Annotated in this window: 27 protein-coding genes and 1 pseudogene; 23 read left to right on the forward strand and 5 right to left on the reverse strand. The window is 41.8% G+C overall.

Going from position 1 to position 22,583, the window contains the following annotated elements; all coding sequences use genetic code 11:
- Positions 1-33: 33 nt before the first annotated feature.
- From MORIYA_RS01010 to MORIYA_RS01045, 9 genes are all read left to right on the forward strand, one after another.
- Positions 34-1,431, forward strand: coding sequence for a Fe-S-containing protein (locus MORIYA_RS01010; protein WP_112711912.1), 1,398 nt, complete (start codon positions 34-36; stop codon positions 1,429-1,431).
- Positions 1,431-2,723 carry an ABC transporter permease gene (locus MORIYA_RS01015; protein ID WP_112711914.1) on the forward strand — a complete coding sequence of 431 codons (1,293 nt, stop codon included), beginning with the start codon at positions 1,431-1,433 and terminating at the stop codon, positions 2,721-2,723. The genes MORIYA_RS01010 and MORIYA_RS01015 overlap by 1 nt, the downstream gene beginning before the upstream one ends.
- Complete coding sequence (locus MORIYA_RS01020; protein WP_112711916.1) at positions 2,713-3,882, forward strand: ABC transporter permease; 1,170 nt, start codon at positions 2,713-2,715, stop codon at positions 3,880-3,882. Before MORIYA_RS01015 ends, MORIYA_RS01020 begins: the two co-directional genes overlap by 11 nt.
- Before the next feature lie 33 nt (positions 3,883-3,915).
- Complete coding sequence (locus tag MORIYA_RS01025; protein WP_232011453.1) at positions 3,916-4,557, forward strand: ABC transporter ATP-binding protein; 642 nt, start codon at positions 3,916-3,918, stop codon at positions 4,555-4,557.
- Complete coding sequence (locus MORIYA_RS01030; protein ID WP_162629209.1) at positions 4,550-5,044, forward strand: TlpA family protein disulfide reductase; 495 nt, start codon at positions 4,550-4,552, stop codon at positions 5,042-5,044. Before MORIYA_RS01025 ends, MORIYA_RS01030 begins: the two co-directional genes overlap by 8 nt.
- Before the next feature lie 33 nt (positions 5,045-5,077).
- The gene (locus tag MORIYA_RS20690; protein ID WP_162629210.1) at positions 5,078-5,380 is read left to right on the forward strand and encodes a hypothetical protein; all 303 of its coding nucleotides are present in this window, start codon (positions 5,078-5,080) and stop codon (positions 5,378-5,380) included.
- Positions 5,296-5,772 (forward strand): nitrous oxide reductase accessory protein NosL, encoded by a 477-nt coding sequence (locus MORIYA_RS01035; protein WP_112711922.1) that lies wholly within the window; start codon positions 5,296-5,298, stop codon positions 5,770-5,772. The genes MORIYA_RS20690 and MORIYA_RS01035 overlap by 85 nt, the downstream gene beginning before the upstream one ends.
- A 114-nt stretch (positions 5,773-5,886) precedes the next feature.
- Entirely contained in the window at positions 5,887-6,975 is a 1,089-nt protein-coding gene (locus MORIYA_RS01040) for an ABC transporter permease (protein ID WP_162629211.1), read from the forward strand.
- Complete coding sequence (locus MORIYA_RS01045) at positions 6,972-7,634, forward strand: ABC transporter ATP-binding protein (RefSeq protein ID WP_112711926.1); 663 nt, start codon at positions 6,972-6,974, stop codon at positions 7,632-7,634. The genes MORIYA_RS01040 and MORIYA_RS01045 overlap by 4 nt, the downstream gene beginning before the upstream one ends.
- Positions 7,635-7,848: 214 nt before the next feature.
- Here the strand turns inward: MORIYA_RS01045 and MORIYA_RS01050 are convergent, their stop codons facing one another.
- On the reverse strand, positions 7,849-8,241 hold the full coding sequence (locus tag MORIYA_RS01050) for a hypothetical protein (RefSeq protein ID WP_112711928.1): 393 nt from the start codon (positions 8,239-8,241) through the stop codon (positions 7,849-7,851).
- A complete protein-coding gene (locus MORIYA_RS01055; protein ID WP_112711930.1) occupies positions 8,241-9,224 on the reverse strand; it encodes a hypothetical protein in 984 nt (327 codons plus the stop codon). Before MORIYA_RS01055 ends, MORIYA_RS01050 begins: the two co-directional genes overlap by 1 nt.
- A gap of 237 nt (positions 9,225-9,461) precedes the next feature.
- Between MORIYA_RS01055 and MORIYA_RS01060 the strand changes: the two genes are divergently transcribed.
- The 12 genes from MORIYA_RS01060 (at position 9,462) to MORIYA_RS01110 (ending at position 19,117) form a co-directional block, all read left to right on the forward strand.
- Positions 9,462-9,656, forward strand: a complete 195-nt coding sequence (locus MORIYA_RS01060) for a YwbE family protein (RefSeq protein ID WP_112711932.1) — start codon at positions 9,462-9,464, stop codon at positions 9,654-9,656.
- A 94-nt stretch (positions 9,657-9,750) separates the two neighbouring features.
- The gene (locus tag MORIYA_RS01065; protein WP_112711934.1) at positions 9,751-11,475 is read left to right on the forward strand and encodes a methyltransferase domain-containing protein; all 1,725 of its coding nucleotides are present in this window, start codon (positions 9,751-9,753) and stop codon (positions 11,473-11,475) included.
- 120 nt (positions 11,476-11,595) lie between these two features.
- Complete coding sequence (locus tag MORIYA_RS01070) at positions 11,596-12,300, forward strand: hypothetical protein (protein ID WP_112711936.1); 705 nt, start codon at positions 11,596-11,598, stop codon at positions 12,298-12,300.
- Positions 12,297-12,794: a hypothetical protein gene (locus MORIYA_RS01075; protein WP_112711938.1), complete on the forward strand. Its 498-nt coding sequence runs from the start codon at positions 12,297-12,299 to the stop codon at positions 12,792-12,794. Before MORIYA_RS01070 ends, MORIYA_RS01075 begins: the two co-directional genes overlap by 4 nt.
- The gene (locus tag MORIYA_RS01080; RefSeq protein WP_112711940.1) at positions 12,794-13,534 is read left to right on the forward strand and encodes a hypothetical protein; all 741 of its coding nucleotides are present in this window, start codon (positions 12,794-12,796) and stop codon (positions 13,532-13,534) included. Before MORIYA_RS01075 ends, MORIYA_RS01080 begins: the two co-directional genes overlap by 1 nt.
- 73 nt (positions 13,535-13,607) lie before the next feature.
- Positions 13,608-14,777: a viperin family antiviral radical SAM protein gene (locus MORIYA_RS01085; RefSeq protein WP_112711942.1), complete on the forward strand. Its 1,170-nt coding sequence runs from the start codon at positions 13,608-13,610 to the stop codon at positions 14,775-14,777.
- 49 nt (positions 14,778-14,826) lie between these two features.
- Positions 14,827-14,964, forward strand: coding sequence for a hypothetical protein (locus tag MORIYA_RS20880; RefSeq protein WP_170860723.1), 138 nt, complete (start codon positions 14,827-14,829; stop codon positions 14,962-14,964).
- Positions 14,965-15,039: 75 nt separating this feature from the next.
- The gene (locus MORIYA_RS01090; protein WP_112711944.1) at positions 15,040-16,287 is read left to right on the forward strand and encodes a B12-binding domain-containing radical SAM protein; all 1,248 of its coding nucleotides are present in this window, start codon (positions 15,040-15,042) and stop codon (positions 16,285-16,287) included.
- On the forward strand, positions 16,287-16,871 hold the full coding sequence (locus MORIYA_RS01095) for a dTMP kinase (protein WP_112711946.1): 585 nt from the start codon (positions 16,287-16,289) through the stop codon (positions 16,869-16,871). The genes MORIYA_RS01090 and MORIYA_RS01095 overlap by 1 nt, the downstream gene beginning before the upstream one ends.
- 5 nt (positions 16,872-16,876) lie before the next feature.
- Positions 16,877-17,791 carry an NYN domain-containing protein gene (locus tag MORIYA_RS01100; RefSeq protein WP_112711948.1) on the forward strand — a complete coding sequence of 305 codons (915 nt, stop codon included), beginning with the start codon at positions 16,877-16,879 and terminating at the stop codon, positions 17,789-17,791.
- Between the two features lie 251 nt (positions 17,792-18,042).
- Positions 18,043-18,615 (forward strand): hypothetical protein, encoded by a 573-nt coding sequence (locus tag MORIYA_RS01105; RefSeq protein ID WP_112711950.1) that lies wholly within the window; start codon positions 18,043-18,045, stop codon positions 18,613-18,615.
- Between the two features lies 1 nt (position 18,616).
- Positions 18,617-19,117: a hypothetical protein gene (locus MORIYA_RS01110; RefSeq protein WP_112711952.1), complete on the forward strand. Its 501-nt coding sequence runs from the start codon at positions 18,617-18,619 to the stop codon at positions 19,115-19,117.
- A gap of 6 nt (positions 19,118-19,123) precedes the next feature.
- On the opposite strand, the gene MORIYA_RS01115 is transcribed toward MORIYA_RS01110, so the two are convergent.
- From MORIYA_RS01115 to MORIYA_RS01125, 3 genes are all read right to left on the reverse strand, one after another.
- The gene (locus tag MORIYA_RS01115) at positions 19,124-19,561 is read right to left on the reverse strand and encodes an endonuclease III domain-containing protein (RefSeq protein ID WP_232011454.1); all 438 of its coding nucleotides are present in this window, start codon (positions 19,559-19,561) and stop codon (positions 19,124-19,126) included.
- A gap of 313 nt (positions 19,562-19,874) precedes the next feature.
- Positions 19,875-20,171: a nucleotidyltransferase domain-containing protein gene (locus MORIYA_RS01120; protein WP_006030562.1), complete on the reverse strand. Its 297-nt coding sequence runs from the start codon at positions 20,169-20,171 to the stop codon at positions 19,875-19,877.
- Entirely contained in the window at positions 20,158-20,664 is a 507-nt protein-coding gene (locus MORIYA_RS01125) for a hypothetical protein (RefSeq protein WP_112711956.1), read from the reverse strand. Before MORIYA_RS01125 ends, MORIYA_RS01120 begins: the two co-directional genes overlap by 14 nt.
- 225 nt (positions 20,665-20,889) lie before the next feature.
- Between MORIYA_RS01125 and MORIYA_RS01130 the strand changes: the two are divergent.
- Together MORIYA_RS01130 and MORIYA_RS01135 are read left to right on the forward strand one after the other, a co-directional pair.
- Positions 20,890-21,458 (forward strand): annotated as a pseudogene (locus tag MORIYA_RS01130) (SDR family oxidoreductase); the annotation flags it as partial.
- Positions 21,459-21,463: 5 nt separating this feature from the next.
- Positions 21,464-22,378 carry an NYN domain-containing protein gene (locus MORIYA_RS01135; RefSeq protein WP_112711958.1) on the forward strand — a complete coding sequence of 305 codons (915 nt, stop codon included), beginning with the start codon at positions 21,464-21,466 and terminating at the stop codon, positions 22,376-22,378.
- Positions 22,379-22,583: the final 205 nt, after the last annotated feature.

Consider the following 22,583-nt stretch of genomic DNA (forward strand, 5'->3'; position numbering starts at 1 on the left):
GCCGATCTCTGGGCGCTCTGGAAGGTTGATGGTATGAGTTTTTTTGCTGCAAGTGTATTGCATAAATTTCTAATTTTTGTTTTTTTACTCGGGTTACTGTCTGCGCGGGCCTCATCGGTGAAGCTCAAAGCCGTGGTCATTCAATCCGCTCTCGGTATCGTTATCGGCTTTTTGATGTCTTTGTATATGCCGACGTCATTGCTGGCCCGTGTCTCTGTCTCTCTCCTTGAAGCCTGTGTGTTGGCGGCTATGGTGCTGACGCTGTTACTGCCCAAAGTATTAAGTATGTTGTGCGGTCTGTGGCAGATCGTGCTGCTTGCGCTGGCCGGATTTACCTTTTTCTCACAACCTTATTTATCATTAATAACCAACGCTTCGGTGTTAAATACCGAGTTGATTTTAAATTGTGCGGCACTGATTTTCGGGGTCGGCATACTGGTGTCATGTCAGCTCTGCAGCTACCGGATGGCCAAATTGCATAGCACGCTGGCGTTTACATTTGGTTTGTTGATCCTGTTGGTACTCGCCATGGCGTCAAGCGGTGAGTTACTGCTGGCCATGATGAAGCTTCATGTTGTGGACCTGACCAAGCTGCGTCTGTCTTATGCCAGCAAAACGATTAACTTTACCGATCTTCTGAGCTATATACCCATCGCATTTATGCTGTTATTCAGTCTTTATTATCGCTTTAAATTTGTGGCTCCGTTACGGACACCGCTGAAAGACCTGCAGGGGATCGCATATCGCCAGGCTCTGGCCCGATATTATCAACAGCGTCGGCTGCTGCGGTTAACGCTGTGTACGCTGATTATTGCTGTTGTTTCACTCCTGTACTGGGATCTGGTTGCCTCAAAACCGGCGACGTTATCGGAATCGACCGTTGTTGAGTTAGGCAGTGACAATGAAATACATCTGAATATAAAAGATCTTAACTTAGGGAATGGTAAATTATACCGTTTTGCCTGGGTCGCGTCGGACGGCAAAGTGATCCGCTTCTTTGTGATTAACCGGTATAAAGACCGGGTTAAGTTAGGCGTTGTTTTTGATGCCTGTTTATTATGTGGCGACGCAGGTTACATACAAAGTGGTAACCAGGTTATCTGCTTAGCTTGTGGGGTACATATTTTTATACCATCGATTGGTAAAGCCGGCGGTTGCAATCCCATTCCAATGACCTTTAGTCAGGATGCAACGGAAGTCAGGATCAGCAGAGCCAGCTTGATGAAGGGCTATCAATATTTTTCTCAGATCATGGAAATCGAAGTTATCGATCCGGTTTCAAAAGTAACATTATTAAATACCAAAGCCAGCAGTCAATTTAAATATCAAGATAAGACCTGGTTTTTTGCTAATGATGACAATTATGAGCGCTTCCGGGCGGATCCGTCGACATATATTGAGCATGTAAGCAATAACGCAGGAGATAAATAATGTTTTTGCTGTGTTTAAAACAATCTATGTTACGAGGCCGCAAGCGTAAAATGTTGGCGGTCTTTACTCTGTTTCTGTCGGCAGCATTGTTGAGCGCGTTATTTGCTGTATCGATTAATATCGGCGATAAAATGGCCCGCGAGATGAAGGCCTACGGTGCCAATATTTTAATTCAGAGCGCCAGTGAAACCCTTGCCATGAATATTGACGGGGTTAACTACAATCCATTGTCCGGCCAGTCATTTCTGAATGAATCAGCACTTCGCGATATTAAAGGTATTTTCTGGCGTAATAATATCATGGGGTTTGCGCCAAAATTAACTGCCAGAGTGGATATTATCCTGACAGATAAAACCTTGTCGCAGATGCCCATGATGGGGACTTATTTCGATAAGGCGCTAGCGGTTGAGGATGAAGCCGATTATCACACCGGGATGAAAATTATTGCGCCGTATTGGCAGGTTGAAGGAAGCTGGCCGAATGATGAGAGCATCACCCAGGTCCTGATAGGAAAAGATATCGCAGTTAAATATGGGGTGAGCATTAACACTCCGCTCACGCTATCCTATCATGATCGACAATATCGTGTGCAGGTTACCGGGATTTTAACCACCGGCGGTGAGGAAAATCAATCGGTTATTGTGCCGTTGGCCTTAGCGCAACAATTGCTAAATTTACCGGGGAAAATACAACAGGCGCAAGTAAGCGCATTAACGGTACCGGAAAATGCGTTATCGAAAGCCGCCCGGAAAGATCTGGCCGCGCTCAGCGCAGAAGATTTTGATAAATGGTATTGCACGGCTTATGTTTCTTCTATCGCCCATCAACTGGAAGAGGCCATTCCCGGTGCATCCGTGCAGCCTATCTGGCAGGTAGCTGCGTCGGAAGGGGTGGTGATTGAAAAATTGCAGTTGTTGTTACTGGTAGTGACCATCGCGGCATTTGTCGCGGCAGGTCTGGGGATTGCGTCATTGATGACCACCACTATTCTGGAACGCTCAGCGGAAATTGGCTTAATGAAATCCCTGGGGGCGAGCAATTATGAGATCCATAGTCTGTTTTATTGTGAGGCCATGATCAGCAGTGTTATCGGCGCTGTATTTGGCTGTATGGCGGGGGCTATTCTGGCGCGGATCATTGGCTGGTCGCTGTTTGGCAGCCCGCTGGAATTTAGTTGGATAGTGGTGCCAGTTGTGATTGTGGTGTCGGTACTGATTGCGCTGGGTGGCAGTTATTTCCCGGCAAAAGCCATCACAAAATTATACCCGGTGGAGGTGTTGCATGGGCAGTAATATGACCACTGCGTTGGCAAGAAATAGCAAAAACGCATTTTTGTGGACGCTTATTTTTAAGGCCTTATGGCAACGTAAGCAACGTGTGCTGGTGGTGATTGGCGCGCTTATCGTGGGCGCGGCCACGGTGTTTGCGCTGACCTCCATGTATTTTGATATTAACGCCAAAATGAGTCATGAGTTAAGAACCTATGGTGCGAACTTCTTTGTCAGAAGTGCCGCCATAAATCAGCATGACGGGTTAGATATTGCATTGTTTGATCGGGTGCTGGCACTGGCCGATGATGATTTGATCGTTGGGGCCAGTCCCTATTTATTTGGTCGGGTAAGAACCTCACTGCGAGAAGTAGTGTTGGTGGGAACGCATTTCAGCGTATTACCAAAGATCAGTCCCTACTGGCAAGTCGAGGGGGCATGGGTCTCGGTAGATTTTGATGAGCGCAATGCCATGATTGGTAGCCGCCTGGCTAAACAATTAGACGTGGTTACTGGCAGTACAGTGACCATTGTGCACGATCAAAAAAACATTAATCTGCGCATCAAAGGCGTTATCGAGTCGGGCGATGCCAGTGATAACTATTTATTTGTTAATTTATCGCTGGCCCAAAAATTATTGAATAAGCCGGATAAGTTCCAGCATATATTAATGAGCTTAGTCAATGAATCGACCCGGGTGGAGGCATTTGCCGGGCGTATAAATCGTGAACTGCCGCAATTAAGTGCCAGTGCGATCCGCAAGATATCGGCGTCAGAAGGCCAGGTGCTGGACAAAATTAAGGGCTTGATGGCATTTATTGCCCTGATGATCTTTGCGCTGACCACCTTATGTGTGAATACCACGCTAACCGCCATGATCGCGGAGCGTTCGCGCGAATTTGCCCTGCAAAAATCCCTCGGCGCCCGCACCCGAGAAATTATTATGCAAATTACGATTGAAACATTGTTAATCACCTCGATTGCGGTGGTGCTGGGTTGTGTGCTGGGTTATGTGTTAGCGCAGGTGTTAGGACAAACGGTGTTTTCATCCAGTATCAGTTTCAGGTTTAGTGCCTGTATGGTCACGGTTGTGGCCTCACTGGTATCGGCATTGATCGCGGCGATTATTCCTGCGAAAAAGGCCACTAATGTTCAAGTCGCTATTTTGTTAAAAGGAGAATAACAGATGAATCAATTTGTTATTGAAACGCGCTCAATGAGCAAGAGATTTGGTAATATTACCGCATTAGATAATTTGAATATTCAAATAAAACGAGGCGAATTTGTTGCATTTATGGGGGCATCCGGCTCGGGAAAAACCACCTTACTGAATATTTTAACCTGTCTGGATGTGCCGACCGAAGGGCAGGTGATCCTCGATGGGGTGGATGCGGGCAGCCTGGACGAAGACAGTCAGCGCCAATTTAGAGCCAACAAGGTCGGGCTAATCTTCCAGCAATTTCATTTGATCCCGTACTTAAACGTGCTTGAAAACATTATGCTGGCTCAGCATTATCACAGTGTGGTTGATGAAGTAGCCGCACGCGAGGTGCTTGACCGTGTCGGAATGTCACATCGCGTCACGCATTTACCCAAGCAGTTGTCGGGTGGTGAGCAGCAGCGGGTGTGTATTGCTCGCGCGTTGGTGAATGAACCGCCCATTATTTTTGCGGATGAACCCACCGGTAATCTCGATGAAGAAAATGAGCGATTAGTCTTAGCGCTACTCAAGGATTTAAATCGCGCCGGGCGCACCATTATTATGGTGACGCATAATCCGGATCTTGGACGGCAGACTGACCGGATCATTACCCTTCAGCATGGCCGGATCATCAAGGAGGAACAGATCTGTGCGTAACCTTATTCAAGCTATGTTACTTGCTGGCATGGTGCTGTTATCCGGTTGTGTGGAAGAGGTGGTGACGATGGACCAGCCGGCTCCTTCTCTGGCAGCGGTGGCCTTGGACGGAGAATCGGTGGCATGGGGTGATTATGCCAACACAGTAAAATATCTGGTGTTCTGGTCGAGTAGCTGCGGTGCCTGTATGGATGCGATGCCTGTTCTAGAGGCTCTGGCAATAGAAAATCCAGACACATTAATCATTATTGCGATTAATATAGATACGGATTTAGATAGTTTAGCTGAGCTTGTTAAACAAACAAAACTGACTTTCCCGGTGCTGCAGGATCAGCTGGGGATCACGCAGGAACGTTACCGGGTGATAGGGACTCCGACTGCATTTGTGATAGATAAAGAGGGCATAGTCAGAGATGCCTTTCAGGGCATGATGAGTCATCGTGCGTTACGGCAATTTATCCGTAGCACAATCAACAAGTATTCGTAATTAATCCAAAATCGAAGTGAGGAATGGCGTTCGATGAATAAAGTATTATTAACCTTGTGGGTGTTATTTACCCCGCTGATGTTTAGTCCGGTTGCGGCCGCCGCTCTGGCCGGGTTCGAGCAGGCATTGGCATCGGCAGATGATGAGTTTAATGTTGATAATAAGATGATTGTGAATAAACGCACCAAAATGGGTCAACTCACAACCTGCATCGGGCATTACCGAAAAATGAAAAATGTCCGGTTTGCGGCATGTTTGTCTATAAATATCCGCATTGGGCGATCTGGCTGCAAGTGGGTGAAAAAGTGCATTATTTTGATGGTGTCAAAGACATGATCAAATTCTATTTAGCCCCGAATAAATACGGCTATGATTATAAACCCAGTGACTATACACACGTGGTCGTGCTCGATTACTTTACCCAAGAGAGCATTGATGCCACGCACGCTTTTTATGTGGTGGGGTCGAATGTAAACGGACCGATGGGGCTGAATATATCGCCTTTGAAAATAAACAAGATGCTTACACGTTTTCTGTTGACCATCGCGGCAATGGGGTGTTTTTGTTTTGCTATTTATGAGTATAGGGATAAGTGGTGTTGTTATGCGGCGTACAGATGCGCCGCTATTGCAGTTGCCGGCGAATCTGTCGGCGCATATTGCGTTCTCGACCCAGTATGGCTTTATTCGCTATGCAGAGCCCAGTTTACATCAGCAACCCGCGAATAAATTAACCTTTGTTTATAAGAGTCAACAGTCTAAGAACCAAAAGTATAAGCGCCAAAACCACAGGTCTAACACAATTGTCGAGGTAGAATGAAGTTCCTTTCATTTGCATACTTAATGTTGAAACGTAATCCGAGTAAAAACACTTTAGTTTTTGCTTATTATTTACTGTTTGTGTTTATTATTGCATCGGTGATCTTTACTGCCAGTTCTTTGCAATATACGTTTTTGCAGGGTATTAAGAATCAAGATGATATTATTGTCAGTGTTGAACAAGCAGGTAGACATAGTGTCATCAATGAGTCACAAGTAGAACAAATTGAATTAATCTCGGGGATAAAAAAAGTCACCAGACGTGTTTATGGTTTTTACGATGCCTATTTAGGCGGCAATAAAATTAGTATTAACGGCATTGATTTTGTTGATGCTGCTCTGCTCGCTAATATTACCCCGTTGGTGGACGAACAGGTAAAGGCTTTATTTGAGCGTCAGTATTACCAGGATAAATTTGTGTTTGAAAATAAGGCCGGGGTATTTACCAAGGTTGCACTCTATCGTACCTTCAAACCCGGTCTTGAGCTGTTTCTCAATGACACGGTGATCGTCGATGTGGGGTTGGCACAATCCTTACTGGGTTATGCTGAAAATCAATATACCGATGTCACCCTCATTGTGCCCAACCCTTACGAAATAGACAATATCATTGAAAAATTGGCCTTGTTAGGTTTGGAAGGACGGACCAAAAACCGCATTATCTCTGATGGTCTCGATCTTTTTGAATACCAGGGCAGACTGTTTTTGAGCTTGTACCTGATGGCGTTTCTTGGTTTTATGATGGTTTTTTATATTCAAGCCTGCTCACAGGGCGGCGCCGAAAAAAAACAGATCGGTATTTTAAGGGCGATAGGCTGGTCAATATCCGATATTATTGTGTGGCGCTTACTGACCGCATTGATTATTTCGGTTTCGGCATTCAGTCTTGGTTTGTTGCTGGCGTATCTGTATGTATTTTTGGTGCCCGGTAATCTTTGTTTGGCTATTTTTATCGGCGGTGACAATTTAAGTAATAATTTTGTGTTATTGCCGCACATTGAGATAGCAAATATCGCCTTACTTTGTTTGGTTACCATTATCCCGTTTATTGCCAGTACCTTATATCCGGCATGGAAGGTCGCGGTCAGTTCCCCGAGTGAGGCGATTAAATGATCCAGTTAGAACACGTCATGTTTGCTCCCGCTAATAACCAAAATTCAGCGCCGATCCTGGATAATATCAGTTTAACCATTAAGGCGGGTGAAACCTGTATTCTGTCCGGTGCCAGCGGCAGCGGAAAAAGTACCCTGCTGGCCATTATCGGCGGATTAACCCGCCCTTGCTCGGGACTGGTATTGATCAATCAAGCCGCCATTTCCAAGATGCCGGATTATCATGCTTCCAGGTTAAGACAGCAGACCATAGGTTTTATTTTTCAACAGTTTAATTTATTTGATGAGTTGACGGTGTTGGAAAATATTCGTACGGCATTGGTTCCGGTTAAAGATACCACTGGCGCGGAGCAACGGATCAATCGGTATTTAGAGCTGGTGTCACTTAGCCATAAAAAAAATGCGTTCGGTAAAGATTTATCCGGTGGTGAAAAGCAGCGTTGCGCCATTGTGCGGTCGTTAGTGAACTCGCCAACCTTGTTGTTGGCCGACGAGCCGACGGCTAATCTTGATCGCGCTAATTCGATTCTTATTATCGAGCTACTACAATGGTTAAGTAAGCAGGGGGTGACACTGCTTATTGCAACGCACGATCCCTTGTTTGCAAGCCTGATGCCAGACGCGACGGTGCTGCATATTGAACAGGGTAAATTGCGTTGATATTTTCGAAACTGATGCTGGTTTTTTCATTTATTTTACGCATCGTTACCTGACTAAAAATGAGATACATAAACATTGATACAAGAACCAGTAATATCATGATCCCAACAAGTAATGTGATTGTTTTCATAAAGAGCTGATCCAGTTAATGAAAGTCTTCGTATACATCTGACTAAGTTATCGAACCAACCAGCACTCAAGTGCACTATTTAAGCTACGTTAGCGATTCTATATAACTAAACAATCCGGTGCTATCAAGTATGACTAACAGGATCATGGTTAGCCCTGATATCATCAATAACCAATAAAATAGCAAGGCTAAAATTCGGTCAAAAAGGTTGGTGTGTTTGTGCAATGCATCAGCATCAGCAAACAAACCAGATAATGGACTTTGTTTGAATTTATCAGTCATAAAACGCGGCAGTGACAGCGCTTGTGCGACCTTAATGATGTCCCAACCACTAACAAATTCAAATCCTAGTTTATCTCTGGTTTCAGGATTGTTTCTTAATTTTCGAACGGTGACTTGGCCAAAAATGACATACAGAATACAGGCTACAAAAGCAAATGCAGCAGTAATACCGAGTAATGTAGAAAATAAGCTCATTATGAATTCATCCAATTTAATATTTCATCGTACAAATCGCCGCTATTTTCTTTGAATAAGCTATTCGTTAGCATGGCTGTTCCAGCTGCTACACCTACAACGGTTAAGCCGCCAACAATTAACCCAACCCAGCCAACAGGGGTGCCTACCATGATAAAGGCTAATGCAGCACTTCCTACTTCAACGGCTACAGTACCTGCAAATGTTGCAGCTAAAAAACTACTCGACTCAATGAACATCTTGCGTTCCCAATTTTGTCCTGCTTTGTAACTATGGTGAATATTACCGACACGGCTAGTAAAGTCGATTACAGCAAGGCCACCACCTAGGAACTTAGCATGTTGACTAAACTTCACTAAATTACTGGTTTGAATTTGTGAGGTGATATTTAATTTAGCCACGTTACGACTGCTTCTGGCTATGTTAGTCCCGCGAGTGCCACTGGTTAGCGGTGTGCCGCGTGCGGATTTATTCGCACCTGTTACAGCTTTTAATTCACGATGAAAGCCTTGCTGCATCTTTTGGAACGCTGCCATCGCTTTCTGTTTGGCTGCGGTTTTAATTGTAGAATTGGTTACCTTGTTCTCGATAACGTGGCGATATTCCATTAAGGCTGCCTGGTAGCTTTTAACTGCATCGGCGAAACCGCCAACTCTATTACCGTAAAAGCTGGTGGATGCCCCCATAGTACCGACACCTAATGCCTGTAGTTTTGCTGATATGTCTGCGATAGCAAGGGTATTGTCACCCCCGAAGGAAAGCGCAATATTAGTGAGTTCTCGATTATTTGCGGTATTGGTCAGCTGGTTAACCATGCTTTTTGCGGCATTAGATGGATCCGTTCCAATAAGGTAAGGGGTATAAGCAGTAAGCATTGATGGTTGGCGGCATTGTGCGCCAAAGATCATGCTGCTGTCGATGCCACACTGACTAGCCAGCGCATCGGCTTTAATTGGCTTGTTGCACAATAATATCGTACTCATTTTAATTCCTTTTTTGTCTTGTTTAATCAAGTCCTTTGATTAGCTGGGATTAGTTTAGCTTAGATGAGAGTTAATATGGAAGAGCAGGGTTAAAATATCATGATAAAACCAGTCTTTTCAGCTGTAACTAGTATCGAAACCCTATGATTAAAACTTGCTGGATATTGACCATACTTGGCCCATAAGGCAAACTCACTGCCAGTATCATTCAACACTGATTTTAATAGGAAAACAAACATGAGCGGAACGAACAGATCTGATATCAAAAAAGGCTTAGCAGTATCAATCGTACTGAAACAAGATCAACGCAGTGGCAACTTGACTGAAGGGATCGTGAAAGACATATTAACGAATTCACCTAATCATCCACACGGTATTAAAGTTCGGCTGGAAAGTGGTGATGTTGGGCGTGTTAAAGTGATTAACGACTAATCAAACGTACTGATCTACCTATATATATTTAGAATACTGATTATGCTAATCTACCTCAGTCTCCATGCATTCAAATCTGAGGTTAAGATTAGCTATGCACACCAATTTTTATGACGATCATGCTCAACAACTTGCCGAGCAATACCTATCAAAAACCTTCGAAGAAGTGCATGCCGCGTGGTCTGAATTCTTACCGTCAATTTTAAACAAACCCAACGCGCGTATTCTCGATTTAGGTGCTGGGGCAGGGCGTGATAGTCGATATCTCGCTGAGCAAGGACAAGTAAACGACATTAGTATTGTTGCTGTAGAACCGGCTAAATTATTAGCCGAAATAGGCCAGCAACAAACGCAGGGGTTGAATGTTAAATGGGTTGAAGATTCATTACCTGCACTGGATGTGGTTAGTCGTCAAGAAATCAGTTTTGACCTTATCCTGCTTAGTGCAGTGTGGATGCATATCCCAAAAAGCGAGCGACCGCGTGCAATTCGAAAACTAGCCAATCTACTCAAGCCCGGTGCTAAATTAGTGATCTCGCTTCGTCATGGCCCCAGTGGTGACGAACGTAAAATGCATGATGTCAGTACCGAAGAGCTAGAATTATTAGCTAAGTCTGTCGGTTTGTCAGTCGTACTTAAAACAGAGCGTGATAGCGACAAACTTGGCCGTGATACTGTTCATTGGCAAACCGTGGTATTACAGCTTCCTGATGATGGCTCGGGGGCATTTCCTTTCATTCGTCATGTTGCATTGAACGACGGTAAAGCGGCAACGCACAAACTGGCATTAATGCGCGTATTGTTACGTATAGCAGATGGTCATCCTGGTGCGGTTATTCGCCGAGAACATACTCCGCAGGGAAACCGAGTCATATTACCGGTTGGGCTGGTGGCTTTATACTGGTGTCATCAATATAAAGTGCTTATCGACGATCACGGTTTATACCAGACCCCAAATAAAAAGCCGAATATGGGTTTTATGAAAGATGATGGTTGGCATCAATTAACGCATCGTTCTGCAACCGACTACCGTATTGGCCATCTCTTTGTCGGCGATGATGCAAAAGCATTACACCGCACATTAACAGCGGCAGTGAGCAATATCAAAAACATGCCGTGTAAATATATAACCTTGCCTAATACTGACGTCAGCGTATTTGAAGTCGAAAGTAAAACTGTGCGCGCTAAAGACAGTTTGTTTCTAGATATGGAGTCATTATCGCAATGGGGTGAATTTTCGTTGCCAGAAACAGTATGGCAAGCATTCAATCGTTTTGCTTGTTGGATTGAACCTGTGCTAGTCAGTGAATGGATGAAAACGATGAAAAGCTATCAGGGTAATCAAAGTCCTGAACAGCAACGGGCAATAGCAAGTTCATTGGATTGGTTAGAAGCCAAGCGTTCAACCGTTGAAAGCCGAGCCCGTTTTGATTTGTTACGACAACAACAAGAGCAACAATGCGTCTGGTCAGGTAAGGTTTTGAAACAAGATTATGCGATTGATCACTGCATGCCATTTGCACGCTGGCCGAATAACGATCTGTGGAATTTACTGCCGAGTGATAGCAAAGTAAATGGTCAGAAAAGTGATAGTCTCCCCACAGCCAAAAAGCTGAAAGACGCCAAATTACGTATTACAGACTGGTGGCAACAAGCCTGGACAGATGATAATACGCAGTCGACTCGCTTCTTTGCCGAAGCTAATATTGCTTTACCGGGACTGACTACCAACAACACGTCTATTGATGATCTTTTTGAAGCACTGGAGTTACAGCGTGGGCGATTAAGAGAAATGCAGCAGTTAAGGGAGTGGGGTTAGTAACAATTACTTGATTAAAGTGTGCGATATATCTTAATGGGTATAAAAATAACAGTTAAATATAAAGCGTTGTTTTAATATGATATTATTCAAATACTTATTATTTACATCGGAACGGTAATGGAAACCTCACAATTTGTCAGTGAAGATGAATATAGTTCAGAAACACAAACGACAACCTCTGCAAGTAAAAACCAAGTAGAACCAGAAATTACATCAGAGCAGAAAAATCCCCCCGTTACTAAAAAACTGGAACAACTCCCTCGGGAGAGTGAGTTTCTTAATCGACATCGCAAGAAAACTCGACTATGCGATCCTAAAGGTGTGTATGAGTTCAGGCATATCGAACCGCGGTGGTATCAATCGTTCCTACAGTTAATAACCATGTTAATGTCATTGAGTAGTATGGTTGGACTATATTATGTGGGTTACCAAGAAAGTAAAGAAAGCTTAGTTGGTATTGGAGAAGTATCTACTCTTACTTGGATTGATGCCATTCAAGTCATCTCTATAATTGCAATCATCTTCATGGCGATTAAAAATCTTGGTAAGCAACTCAAAGTACACCCTCAAAAAAGCTATCGTTTAGCCATACTTGCAAATTCATTTAATCTAATGTGGTTAAATAACTTCCGTTTGTTACTAGCTCTTGCTTTATTATTTTTCGCGATGATAGGGATGCAAGAGCAAAGTTATGAATCTTTCGATTTGGAATTTTTAGTTGAGGGCGCTGCAGCGGATTTATTCGATGCAATACTTTCTTTTTTCATTGTTATTATTTGCTTAAGATCATTTCGTTTTTGCGGTAAGGAGTTGGCAGAGTGAGAGCACTGTTATTAATATTAACCCTTATCCTATCGTTTAACAGCATGGCGCGAGAACGCGTATCAGCACGATGTGAAAATAACGCGACTCAGGTCAGTGAAATGGATCTGATGTTTTTTAATACTACTAAAGTGATTAAACTTGGGGAGTGCGTTGGTATTGAGTTGGTCAAACACAGTAATATGCGAGAACTACCACAAGCTTGTAGTGAAGTTGTTGAACATAATAATAATGTTTTTGGTTCGCTAAGTTTAAGTAAAAAAGAAGCGTTGCAAATAGGGTTGTGTCTGGGGGTTATTAATTATGTTTATGACCGATATCATGATGAAACGTATCGAGCAGAACGCTATAATAGCTATAGTTCGAAGCGTTATAATCACATTTATCAATGTGAGAAAGGTATCACGGCGGTGAGTAGATTAATCACTACAGGCTCTTCGCTAACTTCGCGTAATAATATCCGAGATGTATTATGCATAAAGACTCGATATTAATGGATAACAAAACAGAACTAAACTCAATAAATGGTTATGCAAGTATATTTTTGGGGCTGGGTGATAATGCGTTACCTGCTACATTAAACAGTGCGTTAAATACCGTATTTACTAAAGAAAGAGATAATGCTGATGATGATGTTAAAGCATTCAGAGGCAAAGTTATTACTGAAATAAAAACAGACCATAACAGTCACTATCCGGTTTTATTAGGTAAAAGTAATGCGATTTATAATGCTTTATGTTTGATTGTTATCGTTGGGGTTGGGGCCACTAAAAATATATTTAAACATGCAGTTCAAATTAAAAAAAAGAAGAGTCTATCTAGTTTGTTAGAGCAGAAGGAAGAACAAAAACTACTCTTCTTTTGTCTCGGTATACATAACGAAAATGTTGCTGAGATAGAACTAAAATTGGGTTCGGAATATTTTGATCTGTTTACTGACAAGTTACCGTCGCCTTTTGGTTATTCTAAAAATGATAAACATAACTTAGCGCCAATGCTTACTTTTTTTAAGGTAAAGATTCCCTGGCAGGATTATGTTAATGATTATCAGGCTGCAGAAAAAAGTTATGTAGCTAAAGATCTAGACAGTGCTAAACAACAGCTTGAGTTATTAGAAAAAAAAGCACTGTTACCTTTACCTATGGTCACCTCATTGAAAGAAAGGATTGTTGCACAGCAAATTGAGGCAGAAGAAGCATCGGATTATTTACAGTCATTACTAAATTATAAATAAAATAATGAAATAACACTTTTTTGTTCCCGGAACAAAATCATCATAACTCCTGTTAACTAAACAGGAGTTATTTATGAACACATTTACGACATCATTTACCCCGTTAAATGAACTCGTCATCAACTACCATATCACTGAAGCCTGCAATTATGCTTGCAAGTTCTGTTATGCCAAATGGAATAAGCCTAATGAGTTGCACAGTCAAAACGATCAGGCTGAGCAATTATTACAGCAGCTAGCAGATTACTTTATCAAAAATAGGGATAACCTAGTCCAGCAACAAATGCCTTACCGTAACGTTAGGCTTAATTTTGCAGGTGGCGAACCGCTTATCTTAAAACAGCGCTTTGCTGAAATAGCGAATAAAGCGGCTGAGTTGGGTTTTAATTTGTCCTTGATCACCAACGGGCACTACCTCACCAATGAATTTATCGATAACTATGCCAACTTGTTTTCGATGATTGGGATCAGTTTCGACAGTCTGTTCAGCTTGGGCCGTATTCAAATAGGCCGTGTTGATCGTAAAGGATATTCGCTGACCAATGGAGAGCTGCTCAGCAAAGTTGCGCGGCTACGTGCCGTTAACCCTGCGATTAAAATTAAAATTAATACAGTCGTTAATTCGGTAAATCAAAATGAAGATTTTAACCAACTTATTACCCAGATAGCACCATATAAATGGAAAGTATTGAGAGTACTTCCTGTGCTTAATGATAATTTAACTATCAGTAAAACCGAGTTTGATGCTTTCGTTACCCGCCACAACAAACAGCAACAGCTAATGTCAGTAGAAGACAACCAGACTATGGTCAACTCATATTTAATGCTCGACCCCAAAGGGCGTTTCTACAAAAATGAAATGGTAGATGGTGATTATCAATACAGCGATTGCCTTCTTGAAAGCAGCGTTAAAACTGCACTCACACAAACTGACACGAATTGGCAGCGTTTTGCACAGCGTTATCAAACAGAGAGCAAATCAGTTGTTCGAAAAGCTAACAAAATAAAGTTATTGCCTGATTTTCTGCAGATCAAAAGTGCGGGAATTGCAACAAAGTTAGCTGAAGGTATTCATCCCCTAGCGTTAGGAGCAAAAAAGATCCGCTGCTTGCCTAAACTGTATCGTATCCGCATTAGCCATAGCTACCGCGTGCTTATTGGTTTGGAAGATAACCACTGGACGTCATTGGGTCTTTATTCCCGTCAAAGCTTTACCACCTTATTAAATCGTCGAAGGCGCTAGTCATAAGGACTGCGCACTTTTAATTTAACAAACAATAAGGAAATACAAAATGACTAAAAAAATCAAACCTCAAGACAATGCTGCGAATCAACCAAATGCAAACAAGGGCTCTTCTGGTACCAACCGCCAATACGACCAAGCCCAAGGTAACCGTGGTAAGCAAATACAGCAGAAAAACAAAAAGTAGTGTTAATTAACAATAAATAGGAAAAGTGCTCATAGCAAATATGAGCACTTACTTTATTACGATGGAATTCAGAATATGAAAAAAATTAAACAGGCTTTATTAGTCACCTTCGACTTCACCCAACGCGGGAAAAGCGGAACCGGATTTGCGGCCGGCAGCTTATTATCAGCCTGCCGTAGTCACGAACTGTATGGGCAACAGTTTACTATTGAGCATTTAGCCATACCCATGTCGACGGTTGCTAAAGAACGATTATCAGTAGCAAAGATTGTCGATGAGATCCGTCAAACTATACCTCTTGCTCACTTAGACCGCCTGGCATTGGCTTGTTATGTTTGGAGTTCATCACTTATTGAGCCCATTATTAAATTATGTAAAGAGTATGGGTTTAAAGGCAAGGTGATACTTGGTGGTTACCAAATTAACAGTAAAAGTTGTCGTGAGCTTTATCCCAGCGGTGACTTCTATATTTCCGGCTATGCTGAAGCATCATTACCGGAAGCTATTCTAGATGAACATTCGATTTTGAGTCGAATTGTTGATGTCCCCGTTAACTTTGAAAAATTGGCATCCCCTTATTTAGATGGCAGCTTAATGCTAGAGCAAGGACAAGATATGATCCACTGGGAAACCCGTCGTGGATGTGTTTTTAAGTGTAATTTTTGTGCCCATCGAGACCTTAAAAATAAAAAGGTACATCTACTTGGTATGGATAAAATAAAGCAAGAGTTAGATCTGTTTAAACGAAAAGACGTCAAGAAAATCAATGTACTTGATCCGATTTTTAATAATGAGCCAAACCATGAAGAGATCCTTAAATACGCGATTAAAATCGGTCTAACCGCATTGTTGTCATTGCAGGTGCGTTTCGAGCGGATCAATGAAGAATTTCTTCAGCTTTGTGCACAACTGAATGTACACCTGGAGTTTGGTCTACAGACTGCGGTGATAAGTGAATCCAGAATTATTGAAAGAGCAAATAACATGAATAAAGTAGATAAGAGCATTGCCTTAATACAGCAATGGCAGCAGCCTTTTGAAGTCAGCCTGATCTACGGATTACCGGGGCAGACGGTCGACAGCTTTCAATACAGCATTGAATATTTACAGCAAAGAAATGTCGCTATTATTAAAGCCTTTCCGTTGATGTTACTCGAAGGTACTCAGTTATTTGAAGATAAGAACAAGTTTAATATAACCGAAGATTTTATTGATGACAGTGGTATTCCACATGTAGTAGCTTGCGACAGTTTCAGCCGTGGTGAATGGCAAGTGATGCATCAATATGCCCAAAATTTAGCTATATCAGAGGACGCTGCATAATGTTTATCGTAATAGAAGGCCTAGATGGCGTGGGTAAATCAACCATCACCAAAGCATTAGCTACAGCGATTAATGCCGTGGTGTTAACAACACCTGGCGATAAGTTTAAAGGCATACGTGATCAGTTAGAGGTTATTTACCAGGACAACCATCAGGCAAGACAGCTATTTTATATGTCGACTGTCGTTAGCATATCCGAGCAAGTACGTGAACTCATTAGTAAAGGAAAGAATGTTATTGTTGACCGTTATTGGCTCTCAACGCAGGTTTACCATCACTGGAAAAGTGATAACAGTCATTTCGAACTATTGGATGTGGAAAAAACTTTATTGGCACCTGATATTACGTTATACCTTGAATTACCCCTAGATCAACGGCAGAAACGTTTAGCTGGCCGTACAGTAAATACTGTGGAAGATAATCTTACTCTGACTGAAACCGTAGATACTGAACTAAACAATCTATATGTACAGTATAGCAATGCAAGTATTACTGGACGTTGGCTTCGTGTTGATGCTAACGCGACGATTGCTGACATAGTCAAAACAATATGCAATGAACTGCAAGAATTTGAACAAGGATAGTCAAAATGAAAACAGAATTAACGTTTGCGGTACTGGTTGATGCTGAAAACGCTTCACACAACGATTACTTAGCGATGTTAGAGGAAGTTGAAAAACACGGTACTGTCGCGATTAAATGGGTGTACGCAGATTGGACCGACCCACATCAAAAAGCATGGAAAGATATTTTACACGAAACGGCATCAAGTCCTAAACAGCAGTTCCACTATGGTAAGGATGCTGCGGATCATGCGTTGATGATGGATGCCATTGAAGTCACTAATAATAATTCGCGTGTTAATGCTGTTTGTATCGTGTCGAGTGATGGCGGCTTTTATAGTGTCGCACAGCGTATTAGAGAATACGGCATACATGTCATGGCTATAGGTAAGAAAAATACTCCTGAGCGCTTTAGAAAAGCATGTCACAACTTTGTATTTACCGATAACTTATTCGAAGTCACTCAAAATAATAATGATGATTTGGATACTTTATTATTAAATGCTTATCATCGATGTGTAGAGCAAAATACTCCTGTTTATCTCGGTGATATGGGGAGAATGATCAAGCAAATTAATTCTTCGTTTGACCCGCGAACTGAGGGCTTTCAGAGTTTAAAAAAATTGATTAAAAGTCGAAGTTCACTATTTGATATTGTGCAAGAAAGCAATGATCGTTGTTTTATTGCATTGAAATTTAAAAGCGCGACAGATGGCTCACATACGCTGACTGGTAAAGTTCGTAAATGGGAACGTAAGAAAAAATTTGGTTTCATTAAATCGAAGGATGGAGACTATTATTTCAATGCCCAAGAATTACAAAGTAGCGTGCGTGATATCAGGGAGGGTATTACGGTTATATTTAATGCTGTAAATGTATCTGAAGTGAGAGTTCAAAAAGACAGTGCAAGCCCGTCTGCGTTTAATGTCGTTATTGCTTAATATTATTGATGTCCTATTTACAATAAATATATATTTTATAAGTTTTATTTTATAAACGAAATAGGCACACATTAGGATCTTTGTAATACTGATGCGAAATTAGGAACTGTATTCCCCCCTGCATTTTAAACCATACTTTTACCGTGCTTAGTTTATTTGTTTTTTTTATATAATGGATTAATTACAAGTCGTAACTAATTTAGTTTTTTGCTTGAAAATCAAAATAATCACGTTGTATATAAGGATATATAATGCCAACTAATAGCGGTAAATATTGGGTGTCATGGGCTAATACACATGCGAAAAATAGTCTTAAAGTGGATGATTTAGATGTGCTATTTAAAGCAAATGTTAAAGTATTTATAAAAGCGTTAACTGATGCGGGTGCGCAAGTTGTTGTATCAACCACGAAAAGAAGTAATAAAAGAGCTTACTTATTTCATTGGTCTTGGAAAATATCTCAAGGTAAGTGCAAGCCTTCAGATGCAGCGAAAATGAGTGGTGTCGATATTACTTGGGATCATGGTGAGCTAATCAAGAGCAAAGCTGGAGCGCTGGAGATGGTTAGAGGGTTCGGACTCGCTGTACCGCCTCGAAGTATCAATCCACCGTCATTAACCAGTAATCATATTGCTGGCAAAGCAATTGATATGACAATCACATGGACGGGAACAATTAATGTCAAAAATAAAGATGGCAATGAAGAAGCATTAACTTTTTCTACAAATGCGAATACCAATATTGCATTGCATAAAGTCGGTGAATCTTTTGGTGTCAAAAAATTAAAAACTGATGCACCTCACTGGTCTTTTAATGGAAGGTAACATGAAAAAACAGTCATATTTCGGATTGCTCGCTAGCGCTATGTTATTAACAGCGTGTGCTGAACCCACTCACATTCAGCCTACGGAAGTCATGGCTGATTTTGAACATAATGTCGGTTGGTTACATGGCAGTTGTTTGGCGATTAAAAATGATTATATTGTTAATAACACGAAGTTAACGTTGGTGCCGCTGGACAATTCAGAGAACGTGATTACCGCTCGTATCGCTAGACCAGCCGAAGCGGGTAAGGATTGTTTAGCATTACTAGAGGATCGCGCAACTGTTAATTTAACTAACGGTTATTCATTTTATGCCATTAATACAGATACTGATATCGATCTTGCTATAGGGGTAATCGATATGGATGTAAAGCTGTATGGTTTTGATTATTGCAGTACAACAGAAGGCCTAGTTTTTAAGCTGACAAATGCAGGACAACCACAAGCGTTATGGCGCGGATATTACTATCTTGGTTACGATACAGAAACTACGTGTGAATAGTCAGAGTCATTTAATCCTTTTCTGGCAACACTTACTCAGCGGGCAATGCTGACACTGAGGTATTTTAGTGCAGTAGCGTTTGGCGTGTTCAACTAGCAAAGCATGATATTGTTGATAGGTGGTGATGTTGCGTGGGATGTTCTGCTCTAGCAGCAATCGGAGTTGGTCATAACCCGTTGGCAGTTCGAAGCCGATGCGGTGCAGGATGCGACGGGTATAATTGTCGATAATGAAAAAAGGTTTATCCAGCGCATAAACTAAAATACTGTCTGCCGTTTCCGGGCCGATCCCATTAACGGCGAGCAGTTCATTACGTAAGGTTGCCCCCTCGATGCGACGGGCTAGCGTATCGACAGGCATCGCCAGTATTTGTTGCGGTGTTAACTTCCCGGTTAAAATCGCCAGTGCCTTTTCTACGTTTTTCCAGTTGGTATTCTGGGTCAATATCGCGCCCACCATCATTTCATATTCAGTGTCTGCGGGCCACCAGGCCAGGTGCCCATAGTGCTGTTGCAGCGGAGTGAAGATATCGTTGAACGTTGTTGTAACGGCTGCTTTCAAATTATTGTGTATCGTGTTGTGAGTGGTTGTTTTAAGCATAGTCGGTAAGACAGTTTTGTTTTATTTGAGGGCGGTGAGCATTATACTGCGGTGCTACCCTGACTGGGAACATGACATGAATAGATAGTGATTGTTAAGTGTTTAAATTATTGTAACCAGCAGCCTCACGTATGAGGCTGCTGGTTACCTTGTATGCTTAAAGAAGGATACCTTCAGCTTTTGCTATTTCATGAATTGGCTGCATTTCCCTTTCACGATCATGGTAAACCAGATCTATTTTTTGATAACCGAGTGCATCTTGTAACGCTATTTTGAGGTAAATACGAGATTCTAACGGCTTATTGATAGGATCACTTTCAATATAAAGATCGATATCACCACCAGATTTAGAGTCGTCACAACGTGAACCAAACAGCCAAACTTTAGCGTCGGAGGCAATGTATTGATGAACATTTGTAACGATAATATCTCGTTCTTGACTAGATAAGCGCATCAATATCTCCCTCTAATTCAATATCAATTGTTTGTAAGTATCGTTTAAGGTTAGACAGAATAAGCAGTAACTGGTCTGCGTGCTGCCAAGCTAAATTAAGTACTTCAGAGCGTTCATGTTCTGATTCAGGATAGTCATGTGAGAATGCATTTCTGACTTCTCTTAATAACTTCCACTGTTGAGGGGAAGATAGAACAGAACGCTTCTCCATCATATTTAAGACATCAACCATACTAATCGGTGTTTCATCTTCTAACTTCAATAGATTACGAAATAATTTGTGTCCGATACAATCCTGTAAATCAGCAAATCGAACTCTAAAAGCATCGATTTTATCTTGTAGATCTTCATCGGCACTCGCTAATTTTTCCGATGAAATAGGGAAGTCGTTAGATAAACGCTGTAGTGATGAATGTAATCGCTTCGCGGTTCTTAAGGCTTCGGACCAATTCTTCTGATATAAAACAACATATTTTGAATTTGCGTAACTCATTTTTTTCTCGATTTGGTTGCAAGCTTATGCATTGTTCTTAGTTTACGTGATTGGAAGTAAACCCGCAATTTGATTAAATTATATCTCTTTTTAAACTCGACAGTGGAGCTGATTTGATTTTATTCGCTCGGCATATACCGTAGAGTAGTGATATCAAACATCAAGGAGAGCGAGAACCCATGGACGGCATTCACGGAAAAGTCATTATAGTCACTGGCGCATCTGAAGGGATTGGTCGCGGCAACCTTGGAACAGGTTGGTGGTCTCGATATTTTGGTGAATAATGCTGGGATCACCATGTGGGGGCGGTTCGATGAAATGCAGGACTTAGCCATTTACGAACGTATGATGCAAGTGAACTACCTTGGCGCTGTTTATCTGACCCATGCTGCCCTGCCGGCACTAAAAGCGAGTAAAGGCAGTATTGCAACCGTTGCCTCGCTAGCCGGATTGACAGGCGTTCCTTATCTACCGGTTATGCGGCATCGAAACATGCTGTTATTGGTTTCTTTGATTCATTACGCATTGAATTAAAAGATGATGGCATTGATATAACGGTGATCTGTCCTGATTTTGTGGTAACAGAAACACATAAACGCGCCATTGGCACAGATGGTAAGCCTTTAGGCGCAACGCCTATGCAGGAAAGCAAGCTGATGACTGCAGAGCAATGTGCACAATTATGCCTGTATGCAAGTATTACTGGACGTTGGCTTCGTGTTGATGCTAACGCGACGATTGCTGACATAGTCAAAACAATATGCAATGAACTGCAAGAATTTGAACAAGGATAGTCAAAATGAAAACAGAATTAACGTTTGCGGTACTGGTTGATGCTGAAAACGCTTCACACAACGATTACTTAGCGATGTTAGAGGAAGTTGAAAAACACGGTACTGTCGCGATTAAATGGGTGTACGCAGATTGGACCGACCCACATCAAAAAGCATGGAAAGATATTTTACACGAAACGGCATCAAGCCCTAAGCAGCAGTTTCACTATGGTAAAGATGCTGCGGATCATGCGTTGATGATGGATGCCATTGAAGTCACCAATAATAACTCACGTGTTAATGCTGTTTGTATCGTGTCGAGCGATGGCGGCTTTTATAGTGTCGCACAGCGTATTAGAGAATATGGCATACACGTCATGGCCATCGGTAAGAAAAACACCCCTGAGCGCTTTAGAAAAGCATGTCACAACTTTGTATTCATCAATAACTTATTTGAAGTCACTCAAAATAATCATGATGATTTAGAGACGATATTATTGAATGCCTATGATCGCTGTGTAGAACGAGATGATCCTGTTTATCTTGGTGATATGGGCAGTATGATTAAGCAAATTGATTCTTCTTTTGATCCGCGAACTGAGGGCTTTCAGAGCTTAAAGAAACTGATTAAAAGTAAAAATTCGCTCTTTGATATTGTGCAAGAAACCAGTGACCGCTGTTTTATTGCATTAAAATCTAAAAGTACGGCTGGGGACTTGCCTACATTCAGCGGTAAAGTACGTAAATGGGATCCTAAGAAAAGATTTGGCTTCATTAAATCGAAGGATGGAGACTATTATTTCAATGCCCAAGAATTACAAAGTAGCGTGCGTGATATCAGGGAGGGTATTACGGTTATATTTAATGCTGTAAATGTATCTGAAGTGAGAGTTCAAAAAGACAGTGCAAGCCCGTCTGCGTTTAATGTCGTTATTGCTTAATATGATTGATGTCCTAAATGTGGCCTGATTATCTGCATGCCACCTAATTTAATGGCGAATTGCTTGGGTTGTGGTTATGTGTTAACGGATGATTAACCTCTAGCGTTCGATATCCACCTCAAGTTATTTGTAAAGTCGATCATATCAACTGCGATTCTATATCGCCCCCATTTCCATTGAGCCGGACCCACCTGAGTCATAACCG

The organism is Moritella yayanosii, from assembly GCF_900465055.1.
Lineage (GTDB): Bacteria > Pseudomonadota > Gammaproteobacteria > Enterobacterales > Moritellaceae > Moritella > Moritella yayanosii.

Excerpts from the sequence above, each read along its gene's own strand:
- MORIYA_RS01090 (WP_112711944.1), top strand. The coding sequence starts at position 15,040 with ATGAAAAAAATTAAACAGGCTTTATTAGTCACCTTCGACTTCACCCAA.
- MORIYA_RS01080 (WP_112711940.1), top strand. The coding sequence starts at position 12,794 with ATGGATAACAAAACAGAACTAAACTCAATAAATGGTTATGCAAGTATA.
- MORIYA_RS01035 (WP_112711922.1), top strand. The coding sequence starts at position 5,296 with ATGTTTGTCTATAAATATCCGCATTGGGCGATCTGGCTGCAAGTGGGT.
- MORIYA_RS20880 (WP_170860723.1), top strand. The coding sequence starts at position 14,827 with ATGACTAAAAAAATCAAACCTCAAGACAATGCTGCGAATCAACCAAAT.
- MORIYA_RS01040 (WP_162629211.1), top strand. The coding sequence starts at position 5,887 with ATGTTGAAACGTAATCCGAGTAAAAACACTTTAGTTTTTGCTTATTAT.
- MORIYA_RS01125 (WP_112711956.1), bottom strand. The coding sequence starts at position 20,664 with ATGAGTTACGCAAATTCAAAATATGTTGTTTTATATCAGAAGAATTGG.
- MORIYA_RS01045 (WP_112711926.1), top strand. The coding sequence starts at position 6,972 with ATGATCCAGTTAGAACACGTCATGTTTGCTCCCGCTAATAACCAAAAT.
- MORIYA_RS01120 (WP_006030562.1), bottom strand. The coding sequence starts at position 20,171 with ATGCGCTTATCTAGTCAAGAACGAGATATTATCGTTACAAATGTTCAT.
- MORIYA_RS01065 (WP_112711934.1), top strand. The coding sequence starts at position 9,751 with ATGCACACCAATTTTTATGACGATCATGCTCAACAACTTGCCGAGCAA.
- MORIYA_RS01135 (WP_112711958.1), top strand. The coding sequence starts at position 21,464 with ATGAAAACAGAATTAACGTTTGCGGTACTGGTTGATGCTGAAAACGCT.
- MORIYA_RS01060 (WP_112711932.1), top strand. The coding sequence starts at position 9,462 with ATGAGCGGAACGAACAGATCTGATATCAAAAAAGGCTTAGCAGTATCA.
- MORIYA_RS01010 (WP_112711912.1), top strand. The coding sequence starts at position 34 with ATGAGTTTTTTTGCTGCAAGTGTATTGCATAAATTTCTAATTTTTGTT.
- MORIYA_RS01105 (WP_112711950.1), top strand. The coding sequence starts at position 18,043 with ATGCCAACTAATAGCGGTAAATATTGGGTGTCATGGGCTAATACACAT.
- MORIYA_RS01025 (WP_232011453.1), top strand. The coding sequence starts at position 3,916 with ATGAGCAAGAGATTTGGTAATATTACCGCATTAGATAATTTGAATATT.
- MORIYA_RS01100 (WP_112711948.1), top strand. The coding sequence starts at position 16,877 with ATGAAAACAGAATTAACGTTTGCGGTACTGGTTGATGCTGAAAACGCT.
- MORIYA_RS01085 (WP_112711942.1), top strand. The coding sequence starts at position 13,608 with ATGAACACATTTACGACATCATTTACCCCGTTAAATGAACTCGTCATC.
- MORIYA_RS01055 (WP_112711930.1), bottom strand. The coding sequence starts at position 9,224 with ATGAGTACGATATTATTGTGCAACAAGCCAATTAAAGCCGATGCGCTG.
- MORIYA_RS20690 (WP_162629210.1), top strand. The coding sequence starts at position 5,078 with ATGAATAAAGTATTATTAACCTTGTGGGTGTTATTTACCCCGCTGATG.
- MORIYA_RS01020 (WP_112711916.1), top strand. The coding sequence starts at position 2,713 with ATGGGCAGTAATATGACCACTGCGTTGGCAAGAAATAGCAAAAACGCA.
- MORIYA_RS01070 (WP_112711936.1), top strand. The coding sequence starts at position 11,596 with ATGGAAACCTCACAATTTGTCAGTGAAGATGAATATAGTTCAGAAACA.
- MORIYA_RS01095 (WP_112711946.1), top strand. The coding sequence starts at position 16,287 with ATGTTTATCGTAATAGAAGGCCTAGATGGCGTGGGTAAATCAACCATC.
- MORIYA_RS01015 (WP_112711914.1), top strand. The coding sequence starts at position 1,431 with ATGTTTTTGCTGTGTTTAAAACAATCTATGTTACGAGGCCGCAAGCGT.
- MORIYA_RS01110 (WP_112711952.1), top strand. The coding sequence starts at position 18,617 with ATGAAAAAACAGTCATATTTCGGATTGCTCGCTAGCGCTATGTTATTA.
- MORIYA_RS01050 (WP_112711928.1), bottom strand. The coding sequence starts at position 8,241 with ATGAGCTTATTTTCTACATTACTCGGTATTACTGCTGCATTTGCTTTT.